General features: G+C 70.9%; 17 protein-coding genes. 8 read left to right on the top strand and 9 right to left on the bottom strand.

The window, feature by feature from the left end; genetic code table 11:
- Positions 1-90: 90 nt before the first annotated feature.
- The 4 genes from V1634_RS19560 to V1634_RS19545 all read right to left on the bottom strand — a co-directional run bounded on the left by V1634_RS19560 (position 91) and on the right by V1634_RS19545 (position 9,933).
- Positions 91-4,167, bottom strand: a complete 4,077-nt coding sequence (locus tag V1634_RS19560) for a ThuA domain-containing protein (RefSeq protein WP_331209316.1) — start codon at positions 4,165-4,167, stop codon at positions 91-93.
- 35 nt (positions 4,168-4,202) lie between these two features.
- The gene (locus tag V1634_RS19555) at positions 4,203-5,438 is read right to left on the bottom strand and encodes a multicopper oxidase domain-containing protein (protein ID WP_331209315.1); all 1,236 of its coding nucleotides are present in this window, start codon (positions 5,436-5,438) and stop codon (positions 4,203-4,205) included.
- A 48-nt stretch (positions 5,439-5,486) separates the two neighbouring features.
- Positions 5,487-8,621, bottom strand: coding sequence for an OmpL47-type beta-barrel domain-containing protein (locus tag V1634_RS19550; RefSeq protein WP_407951814.1), 3,135 nt, complete (start codon positions 8,619-8,621; stop codon positions 5,487-5,489).
- A 625-nt stretch (positions 8,622-9,246) separates the two neighbouring features.
- Entirely contained in the window at positions 9,247-9,933 is a 687-nt protein-coding gene (locus V1634_RS19545; protein WP_331209313.1) for an alpha/beta fold hydrolase, read from the bottom strand.
- 132 nt (positions 9,934-10,065) lie between these two features.
- Here V1634_RS19545 and V1634_RS19540 point away from each other — a divergent pair, with 132 nt between their 5' ends.
- From V1634_RS19540 to V1634_RS19530, 3 genes are all read left to right on the top strand, one after another.
- Positions 10,066-11,028, top strand: a complete 963-nt coding sequence (locus tag V1634_RS19540) for a helix-turn-helix transcriptional regulator (RefSeq protein ID WP_331209312.1) — start codon at positions 10,066-10,068, stop codon at positions 11,026-11,028.
- A gap of 127 nt (positions 11,029-11,155) precedes the next feature.
- Positions 11,156-11,596, top strand: a complete 441-nt coding sequence (locus V1634_RS19535; protein WP_331209311.1) for a roadblock/LC7 domain-containing protein — start codon at positions 11,156-11,158, stop codon at positions 11,594-11,596.
- Positions 11,586-11,948 (top strand): DUF742 domain-containing protein, encoded by a 363-nt coding sequence (locus V1634_RS19530; protein ID WP_331209310.1) that lies wholly within the window; start codon positions 11,586-11,588, stop codon positions 11,946-11,948. The genes V1634_RS19535 and V1634_RS19530 overlap by 11 nt, the downstream gene beginning before the upstream one ends.
- Before the next feature lie 114 nt (positions 11,949-12,062).
- Here the strand turns inward: V1634_RS19530 and V1634_RS19525 are convergent, their stop codons facing one another.
- Complete coding sequence (locus V1634_RS19525; protein ID WP_331209309.1) at positions 12,063-13,634, bottom strand: pectate lyase family protein; 1,572 nt, start codon at positions 13,632-13,634, stop codon at positions 12,063-12,065.
- A gap of 350 nt (positions 13,635-13,984) precedes the next feature.
- Positions 13,985-16,060 (bottom strand): penicillin acylase family protein, encoded by a 2,076-nt coding sequence (locus tag V1634_RS19520; RefSeq protein ID WP_331209308.1) that lies wholly within the window; start codon positions 16,058-16,060, stop codon positions 13,985-13,987.
- Between the two features lie 907 nt (positions 16,061-16,967).
- On the opposite strand from V1634_RS19520, the gene V1634_RS19515 reads away from it, so the two are divergent.
- Entirely contained in the window at positions 16,968-17,864 is an 897-nt protein-coding gene (locus tag V1634_RS19515; protein ID WP_331209307.1) for a hypothetical protein, read from the top strand.
- Between the two features lie 127 nt (positions 17,865-17,991).
- Here the strand turns inward: V1634_RS19515 and V1634_RS19510 are convergent, their stop codons facing one another.
- The 3 genes from V1634_RS19510 to V1634_RS19500 all read right to left on the bottom strand — a co-directional run bounded on the left by V1634_RS19510 (position 17,992) and on the right by V1634_RS19500 (position 20,142).
- A complete protein-coding gene (locus V1634_RS19510; protein ID WP_331209306.1) occupies positions 17,992-19,302 on the bottom strand; it encodes a M20 metallopeptidase family protein in 1,311 nt (436 codons plus the stop codon).
- 274 nt (positions 19,303-19,576) lie between these two features.
- The gene (locus V1634_RS19505; protein ID WP_331209305.1) at positions 19,577-19,732 is read right to left on the bottom strand and encodes a hypothetical protein; all 156 of its coding nucleotides are present in this window, start codon (positions 19,730-19,732) and stop codon (positions 19,577-19,579) included.
- 281 nt (positions 19,733-20,013) lie between these two features.
- Positions 20,014-20,142, bottom strand: a complete 129-nt coding sequence (locus tag V1634_RS19500; RefSeq protein WP_331209304.1) for a hypothetical protein — start codon at positions 20,140-20,142, stop codon at positions 20,014-20,016.
- 219 nt (positions 20,143-20,361) lie between these two features.
- Between V1634_RS19500 and araA the strand changes: the two genes are divergently transcribed.
- The 4 genes from araA to V1634_RS19480 all read left to right on the top strand — a co-directional run bounded on the left by araA (position 20,362) and on the right by V1634_RS19480 (position 25,185).
- A complete protein-coding gene (gene araA, locus V1634_RS19495) occupies positions 20,362-21,864 on the top strand; it encodes an L-arabinose isomerase (RefSeq protein WP_331209462.1) in 1,503 nt (500 codons plus the stop codon).
- Between the two features lie 62 nt (positions 21,865-21,926).
- Positions 21,927-23,228, top strand: a complete 1,302-nt coding sequence (locus V1634_RS19490) for an ABC transporter substrate-binding protein (RefSeq protein ID WP_331209303.1) — start codon at positions 21,927-21,929, stop codon at positions 23,226-23,228.
- Positions 23,229-23,348: 120 nt separating this feature from the next.
- Positions 23,349-24,266, top strand: a complete 918-nt coding sequence (locus V1634_RS19485) for a carbohydrate ABC transporter permease (RefSeq protein WP_331209302.1) — start codon at positions 23,349-23,351, stop codon at positions 24,264-24,266.
- A 4-nt stretch (positions 24,267-24,270) separates the two neighbouring features.
- Entirely contained in the window at positions 24,271-25,185 is a 915-nt protein-coding gene (locus V1634_RS19480) for a carbohydrate ABC transporter permease (protein ID WP_331209301.1), read from the top strand.
- Position 25,186 lies beyond the last annotated feature (1 nt).

Raw genomic sequence — 25,186 nt, 5'->3', positions numbered from 1 at the left:
CCGGGCCGAGGATGCCGGCCATGCTGCGCGAGACGACGAGGTCGAACGGTGCCGGATACGGGCGCTCGGCCCGTATCCGGCACCACCCGATCAGAGCTGCCGCACCCGGATGTTGCGGAACTCGATCACGTCGTTGTTGCCGTGGTTCTGCAATCCGACGAAGCCGCTCAGGAACTGCCTCAGGTCGGTCGGCGGGTCGCCCTGGCGGGACGACTGCTTGCCCGGTGCGTTCTCGAACTCACTGATCACCACACCGTTGCGGACGATCGTGTAATGCTGGCCGGTCACCCGGACCTCGTAGTCGTTCCACTGGTTCTTCGGCGTCGCACCGGCCTTGTCCAGGGTGTTCGGCGCGAAGTTGTAGACCGAGCCGGTCTTCTGCGGTTCGCCGGTCTCACCGTCGTAGATCTGGATCTCGTGACCGCAGTAGATCGCGACCCACGCCTGGGAGGTACGGGCCGAGCCGACCGTGCCACAACTGCCCGCCGGCCGCTGCTCCAGTGGCGTCCTCGGGTCCGGGAACCGGACGAAGATGCCGCTGTTGGCCCGGACGTTCTCCGGCGAGATGTCGCGGAACTGCACCCTGATCGTGTAGTCCGCGAACTGCTGGTCGGCGTACCAGAGCATGCCGAGGCCGCCGGAGCTGCGGATCGAGCCGTCGGGGCGCAGCGAGAACGACCCCCCGGGTGCCTGACGCCAGCCGGCCAGCGACTTCGCCGAACCGTCGAAGATCGGCTGGTAGCCGTTGGTGGCACCGATCGGCGACTGCGTACCGGCCCGGCGCAGCGCCCTGGACTCGCGGTTGTCGATGACGTGCGCGGCGGTCAGTTCGGCGAGCACGGCGTCGAGGTGGGTGACGAACGAGGCCCGGTTCGGCCAGGTGGTCTCGTCGTCGATCAGGTCGTTGATCGTGCAGCCACCGCCGGTCTGCCGGTTCGCCACCCCGGTGTCGGTGTCCAGCATCCAGACCGTCGGCCGGGCGTCGGCGGCAGCGCAGCCGGCGTTCACGTCGATCTTCCCGGTGACCACCTCACCGTCGGCGTAGGTCACCTTCAGCGTCGCGGTGAAGGTCCCGTACCGCTTGTACGTGTGCGTCGGGTGGGCCTGGTGCGACGGCTTGCTGCCGTCGCCGAAGTCCCACTCCCAGGCCACCCCGCCGACCTGCGCGGCGGAGAAACCGATGGTCCGGGGCTGGCTCGGCGACACCGACCGGGCCGTGGCCAGGCTCGGGTTCGGAGTGGCCTGGCCACCCTGGTAGGTGATCCGGATCAGCTTCTGGTTCGGGTGCAGGCTGAAGAAGCCCCTGCCGTAGTCGAGCATGTAGAGCGCGCCGTCGGGTCCGAACTTCGCGTCCATCCAGGAGTCGAGCTGGTTGGGGCCGGTGCCGCCCTGGATGATGCTGCGCAGATCCTCGGCGAAGGCCGGCGCCCCGGCGTGCGCGACCGTGCTCGGGTCGACGGTGACGGCGATCCGGTTGTTGGCGTTGGACTGGTCTCCGATGAACCACTTGTCGTCCCAGTACGCCGGCCAGGCGACACCGCTGTGCACGTCGACCTTCTCGCGCTGGTAGGTCGGGCCGTCCATGATGGCCTGGCCGCCGCCGCTCAGGTACGGCTGGGTGTAGGTGGCGTCCTCGGCCTTGTACGTCGGCAGCCCGCTGCCGTCGGCGCGCTTCGGGAAGACCGGGCCGCCACCCTGCGGCGAATACCAGATCATGTTGTCCCGCACCGGCGGGAGGTCGACCAGGCCGGTGTTGCGCGGCGACTCGTTGCGCGGGTTGTCACAGTCGTACCAGCCGGTCAGCACGGTGGCGTCGGTGTTGCTGCGGTCCCGGTACGGCTGCCGGTTGCCCATGCAGTACGGCCAGCCGTGGTTGCCCGCCGAGGTGATGACGGTGGCCGTCTCGTACTTCGCCGGGCCGAGTTCCGGGCTCGGGGCGCCGGCGTCCGGGCCGACCCACGCGGCGGTGAGCCAGTCGTTGACCGGGTCCCAGGCGATCCGGGCGATGTTGCGCACGCCCATCACGTAGATCTCCGGGCGGGTCTTGCCGCCGCCCTGCTCCTGGCCGGTGAAGAGGTTGCCGTCCGGGATCGTGTAGGTACCGTCCGGCTCCGGGTGGATGCGCAGGATCTTGCCGTTCAGGTCGTTGGTGTTCCCGGAGGTCCGCCGGGCGTCCTGGAACGAGATCCCGGCGTACTCCTGGGTCCAGTTGTTTCCGGAGTAGCCGTTCGACCCGCCGGAGGAGTTGCTGTCGCCGCTGCCGATGTAGAGGTTGCCGGACTCGTCGAAGGTCATCCCGCCGCCGGCGTGGCAGCAGCTGTGGATCTGGGTGTCCCAGTGCAGCAGGTCCTTGCGGGTGCCCTGGTCGACCGACTGCTGTGCGTGGTCGTAGGTGAACCGGGAGACCGTACGCTTGCCGACCCGGCGCTCCCGGTCGATCGACTCGTGTGGCATCCAGTAGACGTAGAACCAGCCGTTCTCGGCGAACTTCGGGTCGAGGGTGATGCCGACCAGGCCCTCCTCGTTCTTCACCAGCTCACTGCCGCTGCCCCGGTTGCCCATCACCTCCAGCGTGGTCAGCAGCTTGACCTGCTTGCTCTTCGGCTCCCACTGGTGGATGGTGCCGCAGCCCAGCCCCACGTCCGGGTTGGCCCAGTCGGCGATCGGCCCGCTCGGGCAGGCGGCCTTGCCGATGTAGAAGACCTTGCCGTCGGGCGCGATCGTCAGGCCGTGCGGTTCACCGACCTGGTCGAGCTGGCCGGACTGGTTGGCGGCGGTCAGCCGCTCGATCTTGTAGTTCGCCGCGATCGTCGCCTGGCAGTCGCCCCGGACCATCCCGGTCGTCCACTGCACCGCGCCGAGCAGGTGGCTGCGGAACCCCGCGTCGGTGGTGTAGCTCGCCTCGGTACGCCCCATGCCGGTGTAGAACGACCGGCCGCCGTCGTAGTCCCGGCACCAGGAGATCGGGTGGAAGGCGCCGTTGCCGCCCAGCCCCGGCTGGTAGCTGCGCTCCCGGACCTGGGCGATCGTGTGCACCCGGCCCACCGGGCTGGGGTCCCAGTTCATCCACTGGTCGGAGCGGGTCCAGTTCAACGGCAGGCCCTTGTTCGCCGGGTGCTGCCGGTCGACCACCTCGACCACGGCCTCCTGCACCCGGGACTCCGGCGCCGGTCCCGCGTCCGGGCCGATCAGCCACAGCTCGGCGAGCTGGATCAGCGGCTCGCCGCTGTTCGCGGTGATGTTCAGCCGGTAGTACTCGTACGGCTGGGTGTTGGCGAACGAGTACTGCTTGGTCTGGAACCGCCCCGAGAAGGTCTGTCCGGTCCGGCGGTCCAGGTCCGTCCAGGTCTCGCCGTCGGCCGACCCCTGTAGGGTCCAGTCCCTCGGGTCGCGGCCGGTGAAGTCGTTCGCCGAGGTCAGCGCGTACTGGGCGATCGCCTTCGGCTCGGCGAGCTTGGCCACCACCCAGCCGGTCGGGGTACGGGTCAGCCACTTGGTTCCGGTCGAGCCGTCGATCAGGTTCTCGACGATCTCGTTCGGCGGGTTGTTGCCGCTGGCCGTGACGCTCTCGATCTTCTCCGCGTTGGGCAGGCTCGCCGCCGGGCGGGTACCGATCAGACCGGTGAACCACTCCGAGCCGGGCTGCGCGCGGGCGGCGTCGTGCACGCCGACGAACCCGCCACCGCCCTTGACGTACGCCTGGAAGGCCGCCTCCTGGGCGTCGTTCAGCGTCACCCCGTTGGCCGACAGGAACACCACGCTGCGGTAGCGGTCCAGGTTGTCCGGGGTGAAGACCGCCGGGTCGGCGGAGGCGTGCACGGTGAAGCCGTTCTCGTTGCCGAGTTTGCGGATCGTGCTGACGGCCCGGGCGACCGGGTCGTCCTGGGACGCCGCCGGCCCGTGGAAGACCAGTACGTTCACCGCCTGGCCGCCCCAGGCCGGGGCGACCCCGCCGACGCTGTCGTCCGGGGCGGCGGCGGCCGGCGCGCCCAGCAGGCCGAGCGTGAGCACGGCAGCCGAGGCCAGGGCGACCGCCCGGCGCAGCGGTCCGGCGTCGCGACGCCGGACCCGGGAAACCGGGTCGGGCGCGGCGGACGGCAGGTCGACGGGGTCGGGGCGGTGTCGCCCGACCGATCGGAACAGCCGGAAATGGCGGTGGTGAGCCATTTCTCCTCCTCCAGAGGGGGTACGAAGAGTGCTACTCATCGGTGGTTCCCGTGCGCGCCGGCCGGAGCGGCGGCGCCCTGTGCCGGCGCGGCCGGCCGGTGGCCACCGGCGTGCGGCGGCATCTGTCCGTTCTCGTCGAGCACATGCAGCGTCGTCGACATGCCCAGGTCCGAGTGGAACTGCATGTGGCAGTGCAGCATCCAGTGCCCCGGTCCCACGGAGTCGCCCGCGACGATCTGCACGCCGAAGGTGTCACCGGGGCCGAGGGTCTTGTTGTCGATCACCGGGATCGAGTCGATGAGCGCCCTGTTGGCGCCTTCGACCAGGCCGGTCCGGGTGTCCGCCCAGGAGTGCCCGTGCACGTGGAAGGTGTGCATGTCGTCGCCGATGCCGATCACGATGAACTCGACCCGTTCGCCGAGCTTGGCGACCAGGCAGGTCGGGCCCGGCTGCGGGTTCACCGGGTCGCAGGTGTCGGCCTCCGCGCTGCGCCGCAGGTTGATGGTCTGCCGGTCGCCGAAGGCCGTCACGTAGGTCCGGTCCGGCCTCGGGTCGCCCTGCCGGCGTACCACCAGGCCGCCGAAGAGCCCTGAGCGGAGGCCCTGGGTGCCGTGCGGGCCGCCGACGACGTGGTCGTGGTACCACCAGTAGCCGGCGGTGCCCTGCGAGGTCGCGGTGCGCGGCTTGGCGTACCAGATGTACGTCCGCGACCCGCCCGGCGGCACGAAGGAGTTGCTGTGCACCGTGCCGTCGGACATCTGGGTGTACTTCACCCCGTGCACGTGCAGCGAGACGCCGACCGGATGCGCCGGATCGGTGCGCAACTGCTCCAGGGTGGCGGCCGGCACCTGGTTGTGCAGGGTGATCGCCAGGCATTCCCCCTCGATCATCTCCATCGTCGGCCCCGGGTAGGAGGCCGTCTGCGGGGTGAGCCCGTAGCCGAGCCGGACCTGGTTGGTCACCGGGTCCTTGGGCAGCTCGACCGCGTACAGCTGTAGCCGGCGGTCCGGGGTGACACAGCCGGCCGGCCGCTCCGCCGAGGCGGCGGCGGCCTCGACGGACCGCTCGGCCGGCCGGGCGGCCGTGGTGGCGCCGCCGGCCACGGCCAGCCCGCCCGCGCCGACGAGCGTCACCAGCATGATGGCCGCCACCATCAGGGCCCGGCCGCCGCTGGTGCCGAGCAGCCGGACCGGCGACGCCGGCTGCGGCTCGACCCCGGCGGTGGGCGCCGAGAGTACGACCTCGCCGATGTCCTTCGTTTCGTTGTCCAACGTTCTATCCAATCGCTCGGCTAGGCGGGGAGAGGACGGCGTGCCGCGTCACGGGGTCAGCGGGGCGATCCGGACGTTGCGGAAGGTGACGATGTCGCCGGCGCCGTGGTTCTGCAGGCCGATGTAGCCGGTCGCGTTCTGCCGTCCGGCGCCGCCGGGATCGTCCGCCCGGGGCGGGCTGAAGACGGCGTCGGGGACGTTCAGGTACTCGTTGATCAACTCGCCGTTCCGGAACACCGAGTAGTGCTGGCCGACGACGCGGATCTCGTAGTCGTTCCAGCTGCCCTTCGGGGTGACCCCGGCACCGTCCAGGTCGACCCGGTCGAAGCCGTACACCGACCCGCTCTTGTACTGGTCGCCGTCGGTCCGGTCGAAGATCTGCAACTCGTGGCCGTACTTGATGGCCACCCACTCGGGGCGGGACTCCTGCGGGTGCTGGTGCACCTGCGGGAAGCGGACGAAGACCCCGCTGTTGGCCCGGCCGTCACCGGGGGCGTCGTCGCGCCACTGGAGCTTGAGCGAGAAGTCTCCGTAGCTGCGGACCGGGAACCAGAGCATCCCGAGGCCGTCGACCGCCCGACTGGTGATCGACCCGTCGGCGTTGCGCGTGAAGCCGCCGGCACCGACCTGCTCCCAGAGCTTGAACGAGGCGGCGGTGCGGTCCAGCAGCGGCTGGTAGCCCTGCTTCGCCTCGGGCCGGCCGACGCCGGAGTCGCGGGCGGTGCGTACCAGGGCGTTCTGCTCCTTCAGCAGGATCCTGCCCCGGTGGTGCAGGTGTTCGGCGACCGCCCTGACGTGCTCGACGAACTCGGCGTGGCTCGGCCAGGCCCGCTCGTCGGAGATCAGGTCGTTGATCGAGCAGCGGCCCTCGACCACCCGGTTCGGCACACCGCTGTTCGCCGTGCCGAGCCAGACCGTCGGCCGGGTGTCGGTCACCCGGCAGCTCGGTGCCGGCGGACCGCTCGGCACCACCGTGAAGGTGGCCGACGCGGTCCCCGAGACGTTGCCGGCCCGGTCGGTGGCCCGGTAGCTGACCGTGTGCGCGCCGGGAGTGTTGACGGTGAGCGGACCGGAGTAGACGACGTAGCCCCGGCCGTCGAGGGCGTACTCGACCCGGTAGACCCCGGACCCGGTGTCGGCGGCGGTGAGCACGATGGTGGCGCTGCCGACGTACGCCCAGCTGCCGTCCTGCTGGCCGGTGATCGCGGCGGTCACCGTGGGGGCGGAGTTGTCGGGGTCGGGCGGGGCGACCACGGTGAACGAGACCGACCCGGGCGTGGAGGTGTTGCCGGCCACGTCGGTGGCCCGGTACGAGACGGTGTGCTGGCCCGGCTGGTTGACGGTGACCGGGGCGGTGTACGCCGCGTACGGCTGCCCGTCGAGGGAGAACTCGACGCGCTCGACCCCCGATCCGGTGTCGGTGGCCGAGACGGTCACGGTGGCCGCGCCGACGTACGCGCCGTTGCCGTCCCGGTTGCCGGCGACGGTGGCGGTGGCGGTCGGCGGGGTGGAGTCATCCGGCCGCTCCACCACCGTGAACGTGACGGACTGCGGTGCGGAGGTGTTCCCCGCCTTGTCGGTGGCCCGGTAGCTGACGGTGTGCTCGCCGGGGGCGTTGACGGTGACCGGGGCGGTGTACGCCGCGTACGCCTGCCCGTCGACCGAGTATTCGATCCGGTCCACCCCCGACTCGGTGTCGGTGGCCGAGATGGTCACCGTGGCGGCACCGAGGTAGCCGCCCTCGTCGTCGCGGTCCCCGGTGACCCCGCCGGTGACGGTCGGCGGCGTGGTGTCCGGAGTGGACGTGTCGGCCACCTCGAACGTGACGGACTGTGGTGCGGAGGTGTTCCCCGCCTTGTCGGTGGCCCGGTAGCTGACGGTGTGCCGGCCCGGCTGGTGCACCATCACCGGGGCGGTGTAGGTGGCGTAGGTGCCGCCGTCGATGGAGTATTCGGTGCGTTCGACGCCGGATTCGGTGTCGGTGGCGGTGAGGGTGACGGTGGCCATGCCGATGTAGGCGCCGTCGTCGTTCTGTTCGCCGGTGACGGCGGCGGTGACGGTGGGTGCGGTGGTGTCGGGGTCGGCCGGCTCGACGACCTGGAAGGCGGTCGACTGTACGGCGGAGGTGTTGCCGGCGACGTCGGTGGCCCGGTACGTCACCGTGTGCTGCCCGGGGGCGTTCACCGTGACCGGGGCGGTGTAGGTGGCGTAGGTGCCGCCGTCGATGGAGTATTCGGTGCGTTCGACGCCGGATTCGGTGTCGGTGGCGGTGAGGGTGACGGTGGCCATGCCGATGTAGGCGCCGTCGTCGTTCTGTTCGCCGGTGACGGCGGCGGTGACGGTGGGTGCGGTGGTGTCGGGGTCGGCCGGCTCGACGACCTGGAAGGCGGTCGACTGTACGGCGGAGGTGTTGCCGGCGACGTCGGTGGCCCGGTACGTCACCGTGTGCTGCCCGGCGGCGTTCACCGTGACCGGCCCGGAGTAGGTGCCGTACGCACCGCCGTCCAACGAGTACTCGACCCGGCCGACGCCCGATCCGGTGTCGGTGGCGGAGAGGGTGACCGTCGCGGCGCCGACGTACGCACCGTTCTCGTCCTGTTCACCGGTGACCTCGGCGGTCACCGTCGGCGGGGTCGTGTCCGCGCCGCCGCCGCTGACCACGAGCAGTCCGGTCATCGCGCCGTGGCCGGGTATCGCGCAGAAGTAGCGGTAGGTGCCCTCCGTGAGCACCACGTCGACGGTCCACCGGCCCTGGTTGCTGTCGAACGGGTCGGCCAGGATGTTCACCTCGACATCGCGGTTGTACGCGGGGTTCCCGGTGTCGAAGGTGAGGGTGTGCTGCATGCCGCTGGTGTTGCCGGTCGCGACGCTGTTCTCGAAGACGAGGGTGGCCGGCCCGGCGACGGCGGTGGTGGGTGCGGAGACGTACGCCTCGGTGCTGTTGCCGCCCGTCCAGGTGAGCACCTGGGCCTGGAGCTGTCCGGCCGAGGTGGGGTCGCTGGCTCTGCTCCGCTCGGTGTCCGCCGGGCGGGCGCTGGCCGGGACGGCGAGGAGCGCCGAGCCGGTGATCAGGGCGACTATCGCCGCGAGCATCCTCATCGGTCGTCCGGACCGGCCGGTGCCGAGCCGGGGGAGCGGCCGCGAACGCCTCGGCGGGCCGCATCGCACAGGGAAGGCTGGCATGTCGAACACACCTTTCGCGAGTCTTGGGGCAACGTCGACGACCCGTCGGGGCTTCGCGTGGATCGACGGACGACATGGCGGCAGACCGCACACCGCTGGATCCGCGACGGTGGGTCCGGTGCCGGGGCTGCCGGCCTGTCACGGCTGTGTGGACGGGGTGTCTCGGTGGGGGAGGGTGGACTAGGGCGAGGTCGGACCGTTGGGCCAGTTGACGCGGGCCGTGTTGCCGAGCCGGCAGCGGAGCGACGCCGTTACCGGCATGGCGCGACGGCCGCGCCGGGTCTGCGGGCACGGTGACCTGGAGAGTTGGCGCCCCCGGCCGAGCCGTGACTCTCAGACGACGAGCTGACCGCGCCGCCGGTTAGCTCGTTTAAATATGTTGATGTTGTCCGACCCTAGGTTCTTGTCGTCAGGATGTCCAGATCTTTCGGCAGGATCGCCCCCACTTTTGTTTCTGATGACAAAAGAGTGTGACGGCGTACGACATCCGCGACCGGACGGCCCGCGCAGGCTTGACGCCTGGCGACGAGTAGCGGGTGACGCGTCGCGGATGCCGGATGTCGGATGCTGGGCGGCGCCGGGTGCCAGCCCGCCCCGCCGGTCGGCGAGGCGGGCTCACCCACGATCAGGAATCGTCGGCCGCCGAGGCGAGCAGCCGGGCGAACTCGGCCGGTTTGCTGATCATGGGCCAGTGGCCCGAATCGATGTCGACCAGGTCGAGACGCCTGACCCTGCCGAGTTCGGGCACCTCCCCGGCGGCGATCCACTGCTGCGCCTGATCGGGTGAGAACTCCGGGCAGACGAGTACGACCGGGACGTCGAACCGTCGCTCGTCCACCAGCCGTACCACCCCGCTGGCCACCCCTTCCGGGACCGGGATCGCGCCGGCCGCGAAGGACCGCCGGGCCTCCTCGTCGAGGTCGGCGGAGTCCGCGCCCTCGAAGGGACCCCAGCCGGGGAAGGGCATCACGCCGTCCTTCAGCTCGAAGAACTCGGCGTAGGAGCCGCCGTCCGCGACGGGGAAGCCGCCGACGAGGACGACCTTGGCCACCTTCTCCGGGCGGGCGTCGGCGGCCAGCCAGGCCAGCGTGCAGGCGGCGGAGTGCCCGACCACAATGGGCTTCCCGGGCGCCGCGTCCACGGCGGCGAGCACCGTCGCCACCTGGTCGTCGAGGGTGGCGGAGGTGGCTCCGTCGCCCTGTCCGGGAAGGGTGATCGGCACGGGTCGGTGGCCGGTCGCCTGGAGTGCGGGCACGACGTCGTCCCAGGCGGATCCGTCGAGCCAGAGGCCGGCGACGAGTAGTACGTCCATGATCAGTGTTCCTCTCTGCGGCGCGGTCAGGTGGCCTCCGGCCCTGGAGCCGGTGCTTCCCGGGCACGACGCTAGGCCCTGATCCGGACGATCTACTACCGGTTCATGCCGGGTGGCATCTAGGCTGCGCCGGTGTCGACCGAAACGAGCCCCACCGCACGAGCCCTTCGTACCCTGGAGATCCTCCAGGCCCGCCCGGGCGCGACGGCCGGTGAACTCGCCGGACGCCTGGGCGTCACGGAGCGGGCCGCCCGGCGGTACGTCGGAATCCTCCGTGAGGCCGGCATCCCCGTGGAGTCGATCCGGGGCCCGTACGGCGGGTACCGGCTCCGACGCGGGACGAGGCTGCCTCCGGTCGTCTTCACCGAGGCGGAGGCACTCGGTCTGGTCATGGCGGTGCTCGACGGTCAGCCGGCAGCCGCCGAGGCCGACGCCGACGACCTGGTCGGCTCCGCCCTGGGCAAGGTCATCCAGGTACTCCCGGAGAGCATCGGCCGGCAGGCGGCGGCGCTGCGCAGGCACGCCTCGGCCGCACCCGACCGGTATTCGTCCCGCCCCGATCCCGCCATCACCAGTGCGCTGGTCACCGCCGTCGCGGCCCGACGCCGGGTGCTGGTCACCTACCGGACGGAGTCCGGCAACGAGTGGGACGCCGAGGTGGATCCCTGGGCGGTCGTGGTCCGGTACGGGCGCTGGTACCTCCTGTGCCACTCGCACCGCGCGGACGCGGTCCGCACCTACCGGCTCGACCGGGTCCGCGCGGTCCGGCAGACCGGCTACCCGTTCGAGCCGCCCGACGGCCTCGACCCGGTCGCGGCGCTGGAGGAGAACCTGGGCACCGGGTGGGAGTTCCCCACCCGGGTCGTCTTCGACGCCCCGGCGGCCGAGGTGGCCCCGTGGATCCGGCCCCCGATGGGACGGCTCGAACCCGCCGGTGCCGGCTGCGCGCTGGTCGGCAGCACCAGCAATCCCGCGATGTACGCCGAGGAGTGGCTGCCGAGCGTGCCGTTCGCCTTCCGCGTCGAGGGTGGGCCGGAACTCCGGGCGGCTGTCGCGGCCGTCGCGGCCCGGCTCGGCGCCGCCGTCGCCCCCTGAGCCGGTGGTGGCGGCGGCTGCTGCGGCGACGGCCCGCTCCGCGCCCCTGCCGGAACCTGCCGCAGTGCCTTCCGGCGCCCGGCGGAGGGCTGCTGGGGCCCGGACCCGGGGCTTCTACAATGGACGGGTGGATACCGACTCGACCTCGGCGAACGACCTCACCTGGATGCTGGACCAGTTGGTGGAGATTCCCGACGTCGTCCACGCCGCCGTCCTGTCGACCGACGGGCTGATCGTCCAGAAGTCCACCGGACTGGCCCAGGACGCGGCGGAACTCCTGGCCGCCGGTGCCTCCTCCCTGCACAGCGTCGCCGCCGGCACGGGCCGACGGTTCGACAGCGGGCCGGTGCAGCAGGTCATCGTCGAGTACGACGGCCACACCCTCTTCGTCGCGGCCGCGGGTCGCAACGCCCGGCTGGCCGTACTCTGTGAGCAGACCGTCGACATGGGCACGGTCGCGTACGAGATGAGCCGGCTGGTGATCCGGATCGGTGAGCACCTCGGCGCCGAGGTACGCCGGACCGCGACGGCCGCCAACGGCCAGCAGGGCAGGGGTTATGGCGTATGACGTCTGGGACGGCGAGGACGCGGCGCAGGCCGGGTTGGTGCCGCTGTACGTCCTCGTCAAGGGGCGGACGAGTCCGCGCAACAGCAACCTCGACCTGGCCACCCAGGTCATCGCCCTGCCGGTCGACCCGAGTCGGCTGGATCTGGAGTACCGTGAGATCGTCGACCGCTGCACCCGCTGGGTGTCGATCGCCGAGATCGGCGCCTATCTGCACCGCCCGCTCACCATCACCAAGGTCATGGTGGACGTGCTGATCGAGCAGGGATACCTCCGGGTCGGCGCACCGGCACAGCAGAAGATCGCCGATCGGCGACTTCTGGAAACGGTTCTCGCCGGTCTGGAAAGACTCTAGGCAACGAGGAAATCGAACGTGGATCGCAGGTCGCCGGCTGCTCGGGGATCGAGGCGCTCTCCTGCCGGGCCTCGGGGTCCGGCGGGGGACCCCGAGGCCGGCGGAACCGCGCCGCTACCCGGCGTAGGTCTCGAACTCGGCGACTCTCGGCGTACTGGTCGAACTGGTGATGTCAAAAGTGATCTTGCGTAGTGAGGCTGCGGGGAAGGTGATGACACCCGCTCCGCTGCCGGAGGTCAGCACCGCACCGGTGTCGTGGTTGACCACCCGCCAGGACCCGATGTTGCCGACCGCACCTGACGCCTCACGGATGTTGATCCGGGAGACGGTGGTGGCGGAACCCCACTTGATCGAGATGGAGCCGGTCGAGCCGGCCGGCGACCAGTACGTGTTCATGTCACCGTCCCGCACGTCGCCGTAGCCGGTGCCGGCGGCCTTGCTGGAGCCGTCCGAGCCGGCCCCGATGCTGAGGTTGGTCCCGCTGGGGGGCTGGGTCGGGGTCGGGGTAGGCGTGGTCGGCGTGGGTGTGGGCCTCGTCGGCGTCGGCGTGGGGCGGGTCGGCGTCGGCGTCGGTCCCTGCGGCGAGCAACTGCCGTCCGAGAAGCGCAGCCCGGTGTTCGCGCCCGCCGTCTGCCGAACGACGTCCGGCACACAGCTGGCCCCGTCGAGACGGTAGGAGTACGGGATGCTGACGGTGGTGTTGGACTGCGGGTTGGGGCCCGCCGGGTTGGTGTCGCTGCCCGGGCTGGACCAGGTCACGTTGTCGAAGACGTTGCCACTGACCTGCCAGTAACCGGCCTCGCTGGTGTAGAAGGTGCCCAGCACGTCCTTGGAGTTCCTGAAGTAGTTGTTCTCCACCTTGGCCCGGGCCCCGGCCCGGGAGTTGATGCCGGACTCGTTCAGGCTCACGTAGTGGTTGTTGTAGATGTGCGCTATGCCGCCCCGAAGCAGTGGCGTACGGGAGTCGATGTTCTCGTACAGGTTGTGGTGGTACGTGATGAAGCCGTTCGAGCGGTCGCTCTCGCTGGATCCGACGAGGCCACCACGGCCGGAGTTGCGCAGAATGCTGTAGGAGAGGGTGACGTACTGGGTGTTGTCCTTCATGTCGAAGAGGCCGTCGAAGCCCTCCGACTCCCCGCCGGACGCCTCCAGGGTGACGTGATCGACCCAGACGTTGCGGACGGTGCTCTCCATGCCGATCGCGTCACCGCCGTTGGACGTCGGCGATCCCGACTTCTTGACGTTCCGGATCGTCACGTTCTGGATGATGATGTTGCTGGAGTCGCGGATGTGGATCCCGAGCTGGTCGAAGACGGCTGCGCCGACCCCGATGATCGTGACGTTGCTGATCTCCTTGAGTTCGATCTTGTCGGCGGCGGTGTTGCAGCTGTCGCCGGAGACCTTGCTGGTGTTGCCGTGGTTGATGGTCCCGGTGACCTCGATGGTGATCGGGGTACTGCTACTGGCCCGGCCGCAGAGGGCCGCGTGGATGGCGGTCCCGGTGCTGGCCCGGACCGTCTGTCCACCCGCACCGCCGGTGGTTCCACCGTTCTGGGTCGCATAGCCGGTGGCGCTGCCGACCGCGGCCGACGCCTGGGGCATCGGTAGCGCGACACCGACCGCGACCCCGACGGCCGCCGTTGCCAGCGCCGCCTGGAGCCGCAATGCGGCTGGTCGTCGTCTCATCTTCGCCTCACTCTTCGTCTGTCGAATGCTGGTGTGCCGGTACGTGCCGCGCTCATTTCGGCGGGCCGCCGGGGCTGCCGATCCGTCGCCCTGCGCCGGTGCACCCGCCACCGCTGGTGCAGGAGTTGGACCCGCCCTTCCGCGCGTGGATCGGGTCGCGGCTCCGCTGCGGCCCGGCCCGCACCGGGGCCCGCGAGAGCGCTGGCGCTGGTCGATGGGTCGACAGCGTCAGAGCGGAAGGGAAAGCGCTTTCTCCAGCGAGGATAGGGAAGTGTCTATAGAGAAGGCAAGATCGTGCCCGGATTGCGGGTGGATGATCAGGTTCGGGGGCTCTGGGCTCTTCGGAGCCGTCAGGCGCCCGGTCGGTAGCGCCGCTCGACGTGGCCCTCGAGGTCCTCCGGATAGAAGTAGACAGGCCGGAGGTTGCCGCTCGCGTAGTGCTCGGCCTGGTCGTCGAAGTGCGGTGAGTCGGGATGCCCGCTGGCGCCGCCCGCCGTCACCGCCCAGGCGCGCAGCCTCGGCCCGAACTCGACCACCGCCACGAAACTGTTGCCGCTGGTGCCGTAGTAGCGCTTCGTGCCGGGCCAGCGCCGCGCGCCGAACGAGGCGAGCGATCCCCACTGCGCGGAGGTGAAGGGTACCGGGATGCTCGGCTTGGCGTCGTCGAACGTCTGGACGATCGCGCCGTCGTTGCGCTGAAAGCGGTTGATCTCGCCCCAGGGCACCTGCCAACTGCCGAAGTCCTGGCTGAGCCGCTGGCTCGCCGCGTCGAGCGCCTCAAGTCGCTGCGCGTCGGTGGCGCGCTCGGCCAGGTAGTCCCACATGGACATGCTCGCGTCCCGGGCCGCCTGTGCCAGTGGTGCCCAGAGCGCCTCGCCCCAGAACACCGCCAGCGACGTCGCCGTCGATTCGGCACCCCAGTGGTAGTCCCAGCCGCGCAGCAGGTCGACCTGGCCGGCGAGGCCCGCCTTTCGCGGGTCGCCCTCGGGCAGACTGTCCCAGGCCGCCACCAGCCCCGGTACCAGCCGGGCGAACGCGGTCAGGTAGCGGTCGAAGGCGGCCTGGATCAGGGTCTGCGGGGTGAACCTGCTCCGCGCGGTCAGTACCCGGATCGCCTGCGGCCCGCGCGGGTTCTCACCGGCCTGGTCGAAGTAGCGCGGATAGTCGGCGGCGTCCGGGCTGTCCGCACCGGCCGCGGTCCACGGCCAGTTGTTCGTGTTGAACGCCCAGCCGTTCCTCGGATTCACCGCCTGCGGCAGGCTCCGGAGACTGTGCAACCCGCGCCAGTCGGTCGTCGGGTCGCTGCCGTCGACGGGCCTGCGGTAGTCGAAGCGATCATCGCGGATCGGCATGAACTGCGGTACCAGGAAGGCGATCTCGCCCTTCGAGTCCGCGAAGAGGGTGTTGTTCGAGCTGTTGGCCTTGAGGCCCGCCACCCGGATGAAGTCCGAATAGTCGCGCGTCTTGGTGCGCAGAAAGCTCTGCTGGAGCGCCTCGACGGGCCGGTTCATCAGCGCGAACGCGATCCACTTTCCGTCGGCCTCGCGCACCACCGGCCCGTGGTGGGTGGCGAAGGTGGTGAAGGCGCGCCGCGCCCGCCCACCGTCCGCCGTACGGTAGGAGAGCGTGATCGTCTTCGTCGTCACTCGCCGCAGCACGTCCCCGTAGCGGTAGTAGCGATGACCGTCCGCCCTGGTCACGATCGTCTCGGCGAACTCGTCGACATTGTCGACGCCGCTCGAGGTGTGCATCCAGCCGGTCTTCGCGTTGAAGCCCTGGTAGATGAAGAACTGGCCCCAGGTGGCCGCGCCGTAGACGTTCAGCCCCTCACCGCTCGTCACGTGCTGCTCGGAGCGGAAGAAGAAGCTGGTGTGCGGGTTGATCAGCAGCAGTGCGTTGCCGTCCCGGGTGTGGCTCGGCGCGATCGCGATGCCGTTCGAGCCGCTCGGCTCCCGGAACAGCAGTCCGCGTTCCTCGTCCGTCATCGGCACCGTGCGCCCGCCGTAGAAGGCTTCGAGCTGGGTCAGCGGCACCCGCTCGATGTCACCGCCGATGCTGCCTTCGGAGAAACTCAACGGCATCCACGGCTCGAATCGGTCCAGCACGCGCGGGCGTACCTCCGGGTGGGTGGCGAGGTAGTAGTTGAGCCCGTCCGCCCAGGCCCGCATCAGTGCACGCAACCAGGCGGGAGTCTTCGCGTACTCTCGCTTCAGGACCTCGGGATCGACGAAGAGCCGCTGGCGCAGGTCCTGCCAGATCGCGCTCTCGCCCTCGGCCTCGGCGAGGCGGCCGAGGCTGACCAGATAGTTCCGCTCGATCCGGTTGAAGTCGTCCTCGGCCTGGGCGTACATCATGCCGAACACCGCGTCGGCGTCGCTGTGGCCCCGTACGTGTGGGATGCCCCAGTCGTCGCGGACGATCGTCACCCGCATCGCCTGCCTGCGCCAACGGGCGAGGTCGGGCCCGGCCTGAGCCGGAGCGGCGGACGCGGCACCGGACGGAAGCCCCGCCGCGACGGCCGCGGCTCCGGCGGCCAGTCCGACCGCTTCACCGAGAACTCGGCGCCTGCTCAGCCCTTGGTTCATGAGTTGTCCACCCTTCTCGAAGGCCCAGGGATCACCTGGCTCGGTGGCGGGATCCGCCTGCCGACGGCCGTCGTCCCGGCCGGGCACCGGCGGTGGTCATGGTCGGCACCGGGGCTGTCCGGCTGGTCCGACCGGGGCGAACAGCCGGGAAGTCATGATCATCACTCTAGGTCAAACCCGCCCGATCCGGAACCGCGTCGACCGCGCCGATTTCGATCGGCACCTATGCGCGTCGGCACCTATGCGCGTCGGCACCTATGCGCGCCAACTCGCCGGGCACGATTCCCGGCACGCCGAGGTGCCGGGACGGCTCGGGCGGCCGTCACCGCTGGCGCCGGTCATCGCAGCGCCGCCCCCACCAGGAGGTCGCGGTGTGCGAGCGTCCAGAGTGCGGCCCGGACTGCCAGGCGAGTGTCCAGAGCCCCTCGCCGTCGCGTGACTCCCGGGTGAAGCCCAGAACGCGGGCGTACCGGCCGTTGTCGACGATCGCGAATCGTAGGATCCGTTCGACGAGATCTGCCCGTGCCGGGCGCGCTAGGCCGTAGCCGTCGAGGAAGCAGCGAAACCACCCGGCCCGGGTCCCGGCCCTTCTGCCCGACGCCTCGGCCGGGATGCGTCCGGGAGCGGGACGCGCCCCGGGCTGCCATCACACCACCGTTAGCCTGTGTGGACCGGCGGCAGTGCTCGCGGCGGCCTGCGCGGGCGGGCAGCCGGCGAACCGTCGAGTCGGTCGAAGGGGGGCAGTGGTGTGACGGGGCGGTTCGGTCGGCTCACCGACGCGATGCTGGGCGGAGTACGGACCGCCCGGGCCAGGGCGCGTGAGCTGCGTGAGGAGTTCCGCACCAGCGACGAGCCAGAACGGCTCCTCGTCGCCCCGCTGCTCCCCGGCGAGCGGCTCCGCTACGTCGGGCTCGCTTCCCTTCGTACGGCCCAGACGCACCGCGCCGGCGGCGAGCTCGCGGACCGGATGGCCGGCGAGATCGCCGAGGCGCTCGATCCTCGGGCGCTCTTCGGCCTGCTGCACATCGTCAACCCGGTCGCCTGGCTGGACGCGGTGATGACACCGGTGCGGCTCGCCTCGGGCATGCTGCTGCACCCGGCCAGGGCCGCCGCGGTTGCCGCCGGACCGTCGGAGCAGACGGCGCCGGAGTCCGTACCGGGGCACCAGCCGGCGCACCGGGAGCCGCTGCCGCTGACCGAGGAGCAGGAGGCGTTCCGGGCCCTGTTCCGGTTGAGCCCGTACCGCCCGCTGGCCGACCAGCTCGCCGAGATCGCCTACCGGCGTCGGTACGCCTTCAGCGGTGATCTCGCCACCCACGCCGGTAGCCTGCTGCTCTTCCTCGACCGGTACACCGGTACACCACTGGCGGTGACCGACTCGCACCTGCACCTGCTGCGGATGGGTCGCCGGCCCGACGAGGGCCGGCCGGACCGGCGCCAGCCGAGACTGCTCTGGAGCGTGCGGCGCGACCGGGTGGCCCGGATCGACTCCGAGGGCGGCCCCACCCGACTGCTGCGGTTCCCGTCCACCGTCGTTTTCGACGACGGCTCGTGGATCCGGATCGTCAACCCGACGATCCACGACGACCAGTCCCGGTTTCTCGCGGCGATCGAGGGGATCCCGGGACAACGACCCGGGCCCTGAGTCGTCGGTCAGTAGGCGGCCGGCGGGTGCGGGTCACCGGTCTACCGTCGTGATGCCGCCCGGGCCGCCCGCCGGGTGTCGCGGAGGCGCCGACCCGGCCCGTACCCGACGGGCCGGGCGAGGTGCGCTAACCGCGGGTACGCCGGGCCAGCCAGCCGGCCATCGCGCGGACGCCGTACCCGATGGCCCGCTCGTCCGGGTCGAAGGTGCCGAAGTGCGGGGCGCTGGTCTCGATGCCGGCCCCCGGGGCCCGGACGCCGAGGAAGGTGTAGGTGCCGGGCATCCGGTCGAGGAAGAGTGCGAAGTCCTCGCCGTTGAACGGTACCGGGGCGTGTAGCCTGCCGACCCGGGCAGCACCGAGGCGCTGCCGCAGATAGCGCTGCAATGCCAGGCCCTCCCGCTCCGGGCAGAGCATGGCCGGGAATGGGGTGTCCCGGAAGCTCACCGACGCCTCGCCGGACGAGTGCGCGAGTCGACGGATCTCCTCGCGGACCTCGGTGTACCGGTGCTCCGGCCAGCAGCGGTAGGAGATCCGGACCTCCGGCGGACCGGCGGCGTCGGGTGTCTCCGCCCGCATGAAGACGAACTCGGCCAACGGTCCGTCCGGGGTCTGGATGTCCGTGACGAGCCGTTCGAGGTCCGCGGGCGTGGCGGGTGGGGACACCGTGCCGAGGGCGTTGATCGCGGTGGCGAGCCGCTGCGCCCGGGCAGTCGCGTCCGGTCCCGCCAGCGTCACCACGCCCCGGTCCTGACCGGGGAGTCCGGACCCGGGCATCACGACGAACTGGCCGACCGGGAAGGGACCGCAGTGCAGGGCGTGGATCTCCGCCGGCCGGGCCTGGCCGAACAGGTCGGCGGCGAGCATCGCGGCGGCGCCGCTGAGCGCCTCCTCGGCGGGTTGGAAGACGAACACCACGGAGCCGGTGAGGCGGTTGCGCAGCAGTGCCAGGACCTGTGCGATCCCCACCCCCACGGTGGTGTGCAGGTCGTGCCCGCACAGGTGGGCCGGTCGCGTGCCGCCGCCGAACTGATCGCCCGGCGGTACCGCGTCCATGTCGGCCCGGTAGGCGACCGTCCGGCCGGGCCGGGCGCCGGTGAGGACCGCAACGACTCCGTGACCGCCGACCCCCGTTCTGACCTGCAGGCCCGCCGCGCGAAGTCGCCGCGCCACCACGGCGGCGGTGCGCCGCTCCGCGCCCGCCGTCTCGGGGTGCCGGTGGAGGTCGCGGCGTAACTCGACGAGGTCGCGGTCCAGCCGGGACGCCACGGCGTCCACCGCGCGCCCGTCGACCGGACCGAAGGCCGGAGCACCGCCCCGGGGCGATGCAGCCGCGGCCCGTGCGCCCTCCGCGGCCGCCAGCCCACCGCCGAGTACGGCGACAGCGGCACCACCGAGCAGCGCCCGCCGGCTGACGACCGGCCCATCCACGTTCGACATGCTTCCTCCCGTGAGACTGCGACTGCCGTCCGAGCAAGTCGACCGACCGAGTCTGTGGCACGGGACCGGGGGAACGCATTGAAGCTGGCCCCTCCATTCGACCGGCGGCTACCCCTACCCCGCGCCTCGATAACCGTGCAGGACCGGTGCGGCCGACCCCGTCCGGCGAGCCGGCTAGGCGGTCCCGAGGTCGCCGACGGCCCGGGTCGACTCGCCGAGCGGCTGGCGTGCCTCGGCCGAGTCCGGGCGACCCGTACGGCGGTGCGGGTGGCGGTCAGCGCCTCGGCGGCCCGGCCGAGCCGGAGTGCGTAGTAGGCGCGTCGATGGTGTGCGGGTCGGTGGGATCGACCGTGCCGGGGTCGCCGGTGGCCGTACGCGGGCGGGTGTACGGCTCGACGAACGGCTCCGGTGCGCCGTGGCTCTCCAGCAACTGCGCCGGGGGCAACGGTCGGTGCCACGGCGGACTCTCCGGTAGGGCCCGAGGACGGGCATCCGCTCCGAGGGTACCGACGGAGGGGTCAGCGTCGGCGGCCCCGGCCGCCGAAAAGGCTTTCAACCCTGTGCCGCGGCGCGGGTGGTCCGCGGACGCTTCCGGTGGCGGCTCCTCTCGACCGCGTCGGGTGGCTGTGCCCGGCCGGGGTCACGCCCGGACGGCGAGCGCGCGGTTCGGCGGACCTGCTGCGCCCGTGTCGGCCCGAACCCGCCGGTCCGTCAGGCGCCCGACGCCCCGGCCGGCGCCCACCGGCCCGAAAGCATTTCGGCGGGTACCGGCAGCCGGGCGGCGGGCCGTCGATCCTGGTCGATGATCCGCAGGCAGGCGTCGAAATCCACTGTTGACATGAGCGTAACCGGGCCACCAGAATCCTCCGAAAAGGTTTTCGGTGCAGTGAGGGGGCCGGTGACCATGACGACCACTCGGCACCTCGACGCGCTCCGGCGCGGAGCACCACGCCCGGTTGACCCGCGGCTGTGGCTGGCCGCCAGCGACCTTGACCGGAACCGTCGCCGCCGTCGATGCGGATCCGGCCGGTCGGGTGGAACGGAGTGAGGCAGGTGAGCATGGCGAACGAGCCGGCGGAGATCTGGTTCCTGACGGGGAGCCAGTCGCTCTACGGCGAAGAGGTGCTCGAACAGGTCGCCGCACAGTCCCGCGAGGTGTGCCAGCGACTCGCCGACGGTCTGCGCGCGCAGCCTCGTCTCGTCTGGAAGCCGGTGCTGACCACCGCCGACGCGATCCGCCGGACGTGTCTGGACGCCACCGCCGAAGACCGGGTGGTCGGCGTCGTCGCCTGGATGCACACGTTCTCACCGGCGAAGATGTGGATCGCCGGCCTCTCCGCGCTCGGCAAGCCGCTGCTGCACCTGCACACCCAGGCCAACCGGTCGCTGCCCTGGACCGAGCTCGACATGGACTTCATGAACCTCAACCAGGCGGCACACGGCGACCGCGAGTTCGGGTACGTCCAGTCGCGGTTGGGGGTGGCCCGCAAGACCGTCGCGGGCTTCGCCGGCGATCCGGCGGTACACGAACGGGTCAGCGACTGGGCCCGCGCCGCGACCGGCGCCCGCGCCGCGCGGTCGCTGCGGATGGCCCGCTTCGGGGACAACATGCGGGACGTCGCCGTCACCGACGGCGACAAGGTCGGTGCCCAGGCGACCTTGGGGGTCTCCGTCAACGCCTACGGGGTCAACGCGCTCGTCGCGGCGGTCGACGAGGTCGCCGACTCGGACGTCACCCGGCTCGTCGCCGACTACGAGGAGCGCTACGACGTCGTACCGGAACTGCGGCGCGGCGGCGAGCGGCACGCCTCACTGCGCTACGGCGCCCGGATCGAACTCGGGCTGCGCCAGTTTCTCGTCGACGGCGGCTTCGACGCCTTCACCACCAACTTCGAGGACCTGGGCGGCCTGCGGCAACTTCCCGGCCTGGCCGTGCAGAACCTGATGGCCGACGGCTACGGCTTCGGCGGCGAAGGCGACTGGAAGACCGCCGCCCTGCTGCGCATCCTCAAGGTCGTCGCCGGGGACCGGCCGGGCGGGACCTCCTTCATGGAGGACTACACCTATCACTGGGGTCCGGGCGAGCCGAAGATCCTCGGCGCGCACATGCTGGAGGTCTGCCCCAGCATCGCCGCCACCCGGCCCAGCCTGGAAATCCACCCGCTGTCCATCGGTGACCGGGAGGACCCGGTCCGGCTGGTCTTCACCGCCGCACCCGGCCCGGGACTCGTCGTCGGCCTCGCCGACCTGGGCGGGCGGCTGCGGCTGACCGCCAACGAGATCGACCTGGTCGAGCCCGACGAGCCACTGCCCCGGCTGCCGGTCGCCCGCGCGGTCTGGATTCCGCGTCCCGACCTCGCCACCTCGGCCGAGTGCTGGCTGCTGGCCGGCGGCCCGCACCACACCGTACTGAGTACGGCGGTCGGCGCGGAGGCGCTCGCCGACCTCGCCGACATGTCCGGGGTCGAACTGCTCACGATCGACGCCCGGACCGACCACCGGTCGTTCGCCAACCACCTGCGCTGGAACAGCGGCTACCACCGCCTGGCGCAGCGGCTCTAGCCGCACGTCTACCGCACCAACAAGGAGAACGGCGCACATCTCACACGAATCCGAGGAGAATCATGAAAAGAAGATCGGGCGGGCGGACCGTCCGGCGGTCCCTGGCCGGAGTCCTCGCCGCGACGCTGATCCTCAGTTCGGCGGCGTGCGGTGACGACGGCCCGGGCGACCAGGGCGGCGTGGCCGAGGCCGGTCCCACCGGCGTCGACGACGGCAGCGAACTGACGCTCTGGACCCGGGCCCCGCTGGAGAAGCAGGCGAAGCTGCTCGTCGAGGCGTACAACGCCGGTCACCAGAACAAGGTCAAGCTGACTGTCGTACCGAACGACGACTACGTCGCGAAGGTGGGCGCGGCGGCCGGCTCCGGCGGCCTGCCGGACCTCTTCGCCGCCGACATCGTCTACGTGCCGAACTGGGTCAACCAGGGACTGTTCCAGGATCTCAGCACCAACATCGACGGCCTCGGCTTCAAGGACGCCATCAACAAGGGCCACCTCTCGGCCGGTACCCAGGACGGCAAGGCGCACGTGCTGCCCTTCGTACTCGACCTGTCGATGCTGTTCTGGAACAAGCAACTCTTCAGGGACGCCGGGCTGGACCCGGAGAAGGCACCGTCGAACCTGGCGGAGTACGCCGCCGCCGCGAAGGCCGTCCAGGCCACGAAGAAGCCCGGCGTCTACGGCACGGCGGCCGGGCTGAACTGCGGCGGCTGCCTCGTCTTCACCTGGTTCCCCTCCGTCTGGGCCAGCGGCGGCGAGGTGCTCAGCGAGGACGGCACCGAGGCGAGACTGGCCGACGCGACAGCACAGAAGGTGTACAGCACCTGGGCCGACCTGTGGAAGTCGGGCGCCGTGCTGCCCGCCTCGGCCGGCGAGACCGGGCCGACCTGGACGGCGGCGTTCACCGAGGGCAAGGTCGGGCTGATGTTCTACCCGGCGACGCTGCTCTCGTCGACGCCGTTCGACGTCGGTGTCGCCGGCATCCCGGGCCCGGACGGCGGCGCCTCGACCTTCGTCGGCGGGGACGGCATCGGCGTCTCCAAGGACTCGAAGAAGGCCGCGCAGGCCTGGAACTTCCTGAGCTGGATGATGTCCGAGGAAGCCCAGGTGGAGGTGCTGGCCAAGAACAAGGACGTGGTGTCCCGCTCCGACCTGGCCAACAACAGGTACGCCGCCCAGGACCCCCGCCTCGTCACCATCAACGAGGTCGCCGGCAAGGGCGACACCCCGGTCGCGCTCAACTTCCAGCAGGCGTTCAACGCACCGGGCAGCCCCTGGCTGACCCTGGTCCGCAACCAGGTGCTCAACGGCAGCGGGGACCTGGCCAAGGACAACAAGGAAATCACGGCGGTACTCCAGCAGTAGGCGTCGCCGCAGGCGTATGCCGGTCCACCGCCACGGTGTGCGGACCCGGCATACGCCGGCCGCGCCGCATCCGCGAACCGTCGCCGGTCCGGCCCGTCGCCGATCGAACGAGGAGTTGTGATGAACGTCAGCGCACCGGTCCGGCCACCCAGTGCGGCCCGGCCGGGCCGGATCCGGCCCAGCCGGCGGCAGGCCCTGCTCGGCTGGATCTACGCCACGCCGACCGCGGCATTCGTGGTGGCGCTGTTCGTGGTGCCACTGCTGCTCGTGATCAAGATGTCGCTGTCCCGGTGGCCGTTGCTCAGCGGTGACCAGGGCGTCAACGCGCCGGACAACTTCACCAAGGCAATCAACCACCGCTTCTTCACCGACTCGGTGGTCTTCACCCTCAAGTACACCGTGATCGCGACCGTGCTGCTGCTCGCGCTCGGCCTCGGGATGGCCCTGCTGGTGCAGGAGTCCAGCCGGTGGAACAACCTGCTCCGGGCGTCCTTCCTGGTGCCCAGCGCGCTCGGGCTGGCGTCGGCGTCCCTGCTCTTCTACGTGCTCTACTCGCCGTACGCGAGCCCGCTGGCGCCGGTGGTGGAGCGGCTCGGCATCACGTTCCTGGGCTCACCGAACGCGGCGCTCTTCTCCACGGTGTTCCTCATCGTCTGGCGCTACGCCGGCTTCTACATGGTGCTGATGCTGGTCGGGTTGCAGAGCATTCCGGCCGACGTCTTCGAGGCGGCGCGTTCGGACGGGGCGACCCGCTGGCAGACCTTCCGGAGCGTCACCCTGCCACTGCTCCGCCCGACACTCGCGCTGACGACCGTGCTCTGCGTGACCGGCTCCCTGCTCGCCTTCGAGCAGTTCTACATCCTCACCAAGGGCGGTCCGGACAACAGCACCATCACGGTGGTCCAGCTCATCTACATGATCGCGTTCCAGGGGCAGAACGACCTCGGCGTCGCGGCGGCGCTCTCGGTCATCGTGCTGGCGGCCCTGGTCCTCATCAACGCGCTGCAACTGCGCGCCTTCCGGTCGGAGGAGAACTGACGCCATGACCGTCGATTCCAGGCCCACCAGGGCCGCCGTGCCGGGGCCGCCCCGGCCGCCGGAGCGGGTGCCGACCAGGCCGAGGCCGCGCGGTCTCACCATCGCCGGCGTCGCCTTCCGGACGCCCTACTGGGTCTTCACCGGAGCGGTGGCGGTGATCTTCCTCTTCCCGCTGGTCTGGACCGCCGTCGCCTCGGTCTCGCCGCAGGCGGGCACCAACCAGGTGACCGGGTGGGGCTTCGGCAACTACACGACCCTCGCCGACTACCAGGCCGGGGTCTGGCGCTACCTCGCCAACTCGGCGCTCGTCTCCCTGCTGACGGTCGTCCTCACGCTGCTGGTCTCGCTGCTCGGCGGCTACGCCTTCGCCCGGTTCCGCTTCCCCGGCCGGAACCTCCTCTTCCTGCTCACCCTGGCCATCCTGATGGTGCCGTACGCGACCCTGCTCATCCCGCTCTACGTCCTGCTCAACGAGGTCGGGCTACAGAACTCGCTGGTCGGTGTCGCCCTGGTGCTCACCATGTTCCAGCTGCCGTTCTCCACCTTCCTGATGCGGATCTCCTTCGAGGCGGTGCCGCGCGAACTCGACGAGGCGGCGAGGGTCGACGGCTGCTCGTCGTTCAGCGCGCTGTGGCGGGTGCTGATCCCGGCGGTCAAGCCGGGCCTGATCACCGTGGGACTCTTCGCGTTCCTGGCCGCCTGGAACGACTTCATGGCGCCGCTGATCCTGATCAACGACTCCGAGCGGATGACGCTGCCGCTCGCCGTGGCCAACCTCCGCGGCCAGGTGCAGGGCGTCGTCGACTACGGCGCGACGGAAGCCGGCGTCGTCGTCCTGGCGCTTCCGTGCGTCGTGCTGTTCCTGCTGCTCCAACGACACTACGTGCGCGGATTCATGTCCGGCGCACTGAAGGGATGAC

It is taken from the genome of Plantactinospora veratri (assembly GCF_036421995.1).
Classification (GTDB): Bacteria; Actinomycetota; Actinomycetes; order Mycobacteriales; family Micromonosporaceae; genus Plantactinospora; species Plantactinospora veratri.
Note: the sequence above shows the minus strand (reverse complement) of the source record. Positions and strands in the feature narration are given on the sequence as shown.

Bases quoted from the DNA above. Each gene is read 5' to 3' on its own strand.
- V1634_RS19490 (WP_331209303.1), top strand. From the start codon at position 21,927: ATGAAAAGAAGATCGGGCGGGCGGACCGTCCGGCGGTCCCTGGCCGGA.
- V1634_RS19485 (WP_331209302.1), top strand. From the start codon at position 23,349: ATGAACGTCAGCGCACCGGTCCGGCCACCCAGTGCGGCCCGGCCGGGC.
- V1634_RS19510 (WP_331209306.1), bottom strand. From the start codon at position 19,302: ATGTCGAACGTGGATGGGCCGGTCGTCAGCCGGCGGGCGCTGCTCGGT.
- V1634_RS19480 (WP_331209301.1), top strand. From the start codon at position 24,271: ATGACCGTCGATTCCAGGCCCACCAGGGCCGCCGTGCCGGGGCCGCCC.
- V1634_RS19560 (WP_331209316.1), bottom strand. From the start codon at position 4,167: ATGGCTCACCACCGCCATTTCCGGCTGTTCCGATCGGTCGGGCGACAC.
- araA (WP_331209462.1), top strand. From the start codon at position 20,362: ATGGCGAACGAGCCGGCGGAGATCTGGTTCCTGACGGGGAGCCAGTCG.
- V1634_RS19545 (WP_331209313.1), bottom strand. From the start codon at position 9,933: ATGGACGTACTACTCGTCGCCGGCCTCTGGCTCGACGGATCCGCCTGG.
- V1634_RS19525 (WP_331209309.1), bottom strand. From the start codon at position 13,634: ATGAGACGACGACCAGCCGCATTGCGGCTCCAGGCGGCGCTGGCAACG.
- V1634_RS19550 (WP_407951814.1), bottom strand. From the start codon at position 8,621: ATGCCAGCCTTCCCTGTGCGATGCGGCCCGCCGAGGCGTTCGCGGCCG.
- V1634_RS19530 (WP_331209310.1), top strand. From the start codon at position 11,586: ATGGCGTATGACGTCTGGGACGGCGAGGACGCGGCGCAGGCCGGGTTG.
- V1634_RS19500 (WP_331209304.1), bottom strand. From the start codon at position 20,142: ATGTCAACAGTGGATTTCGACGCCTGCCTGCGGATCATCGACCAGGAT.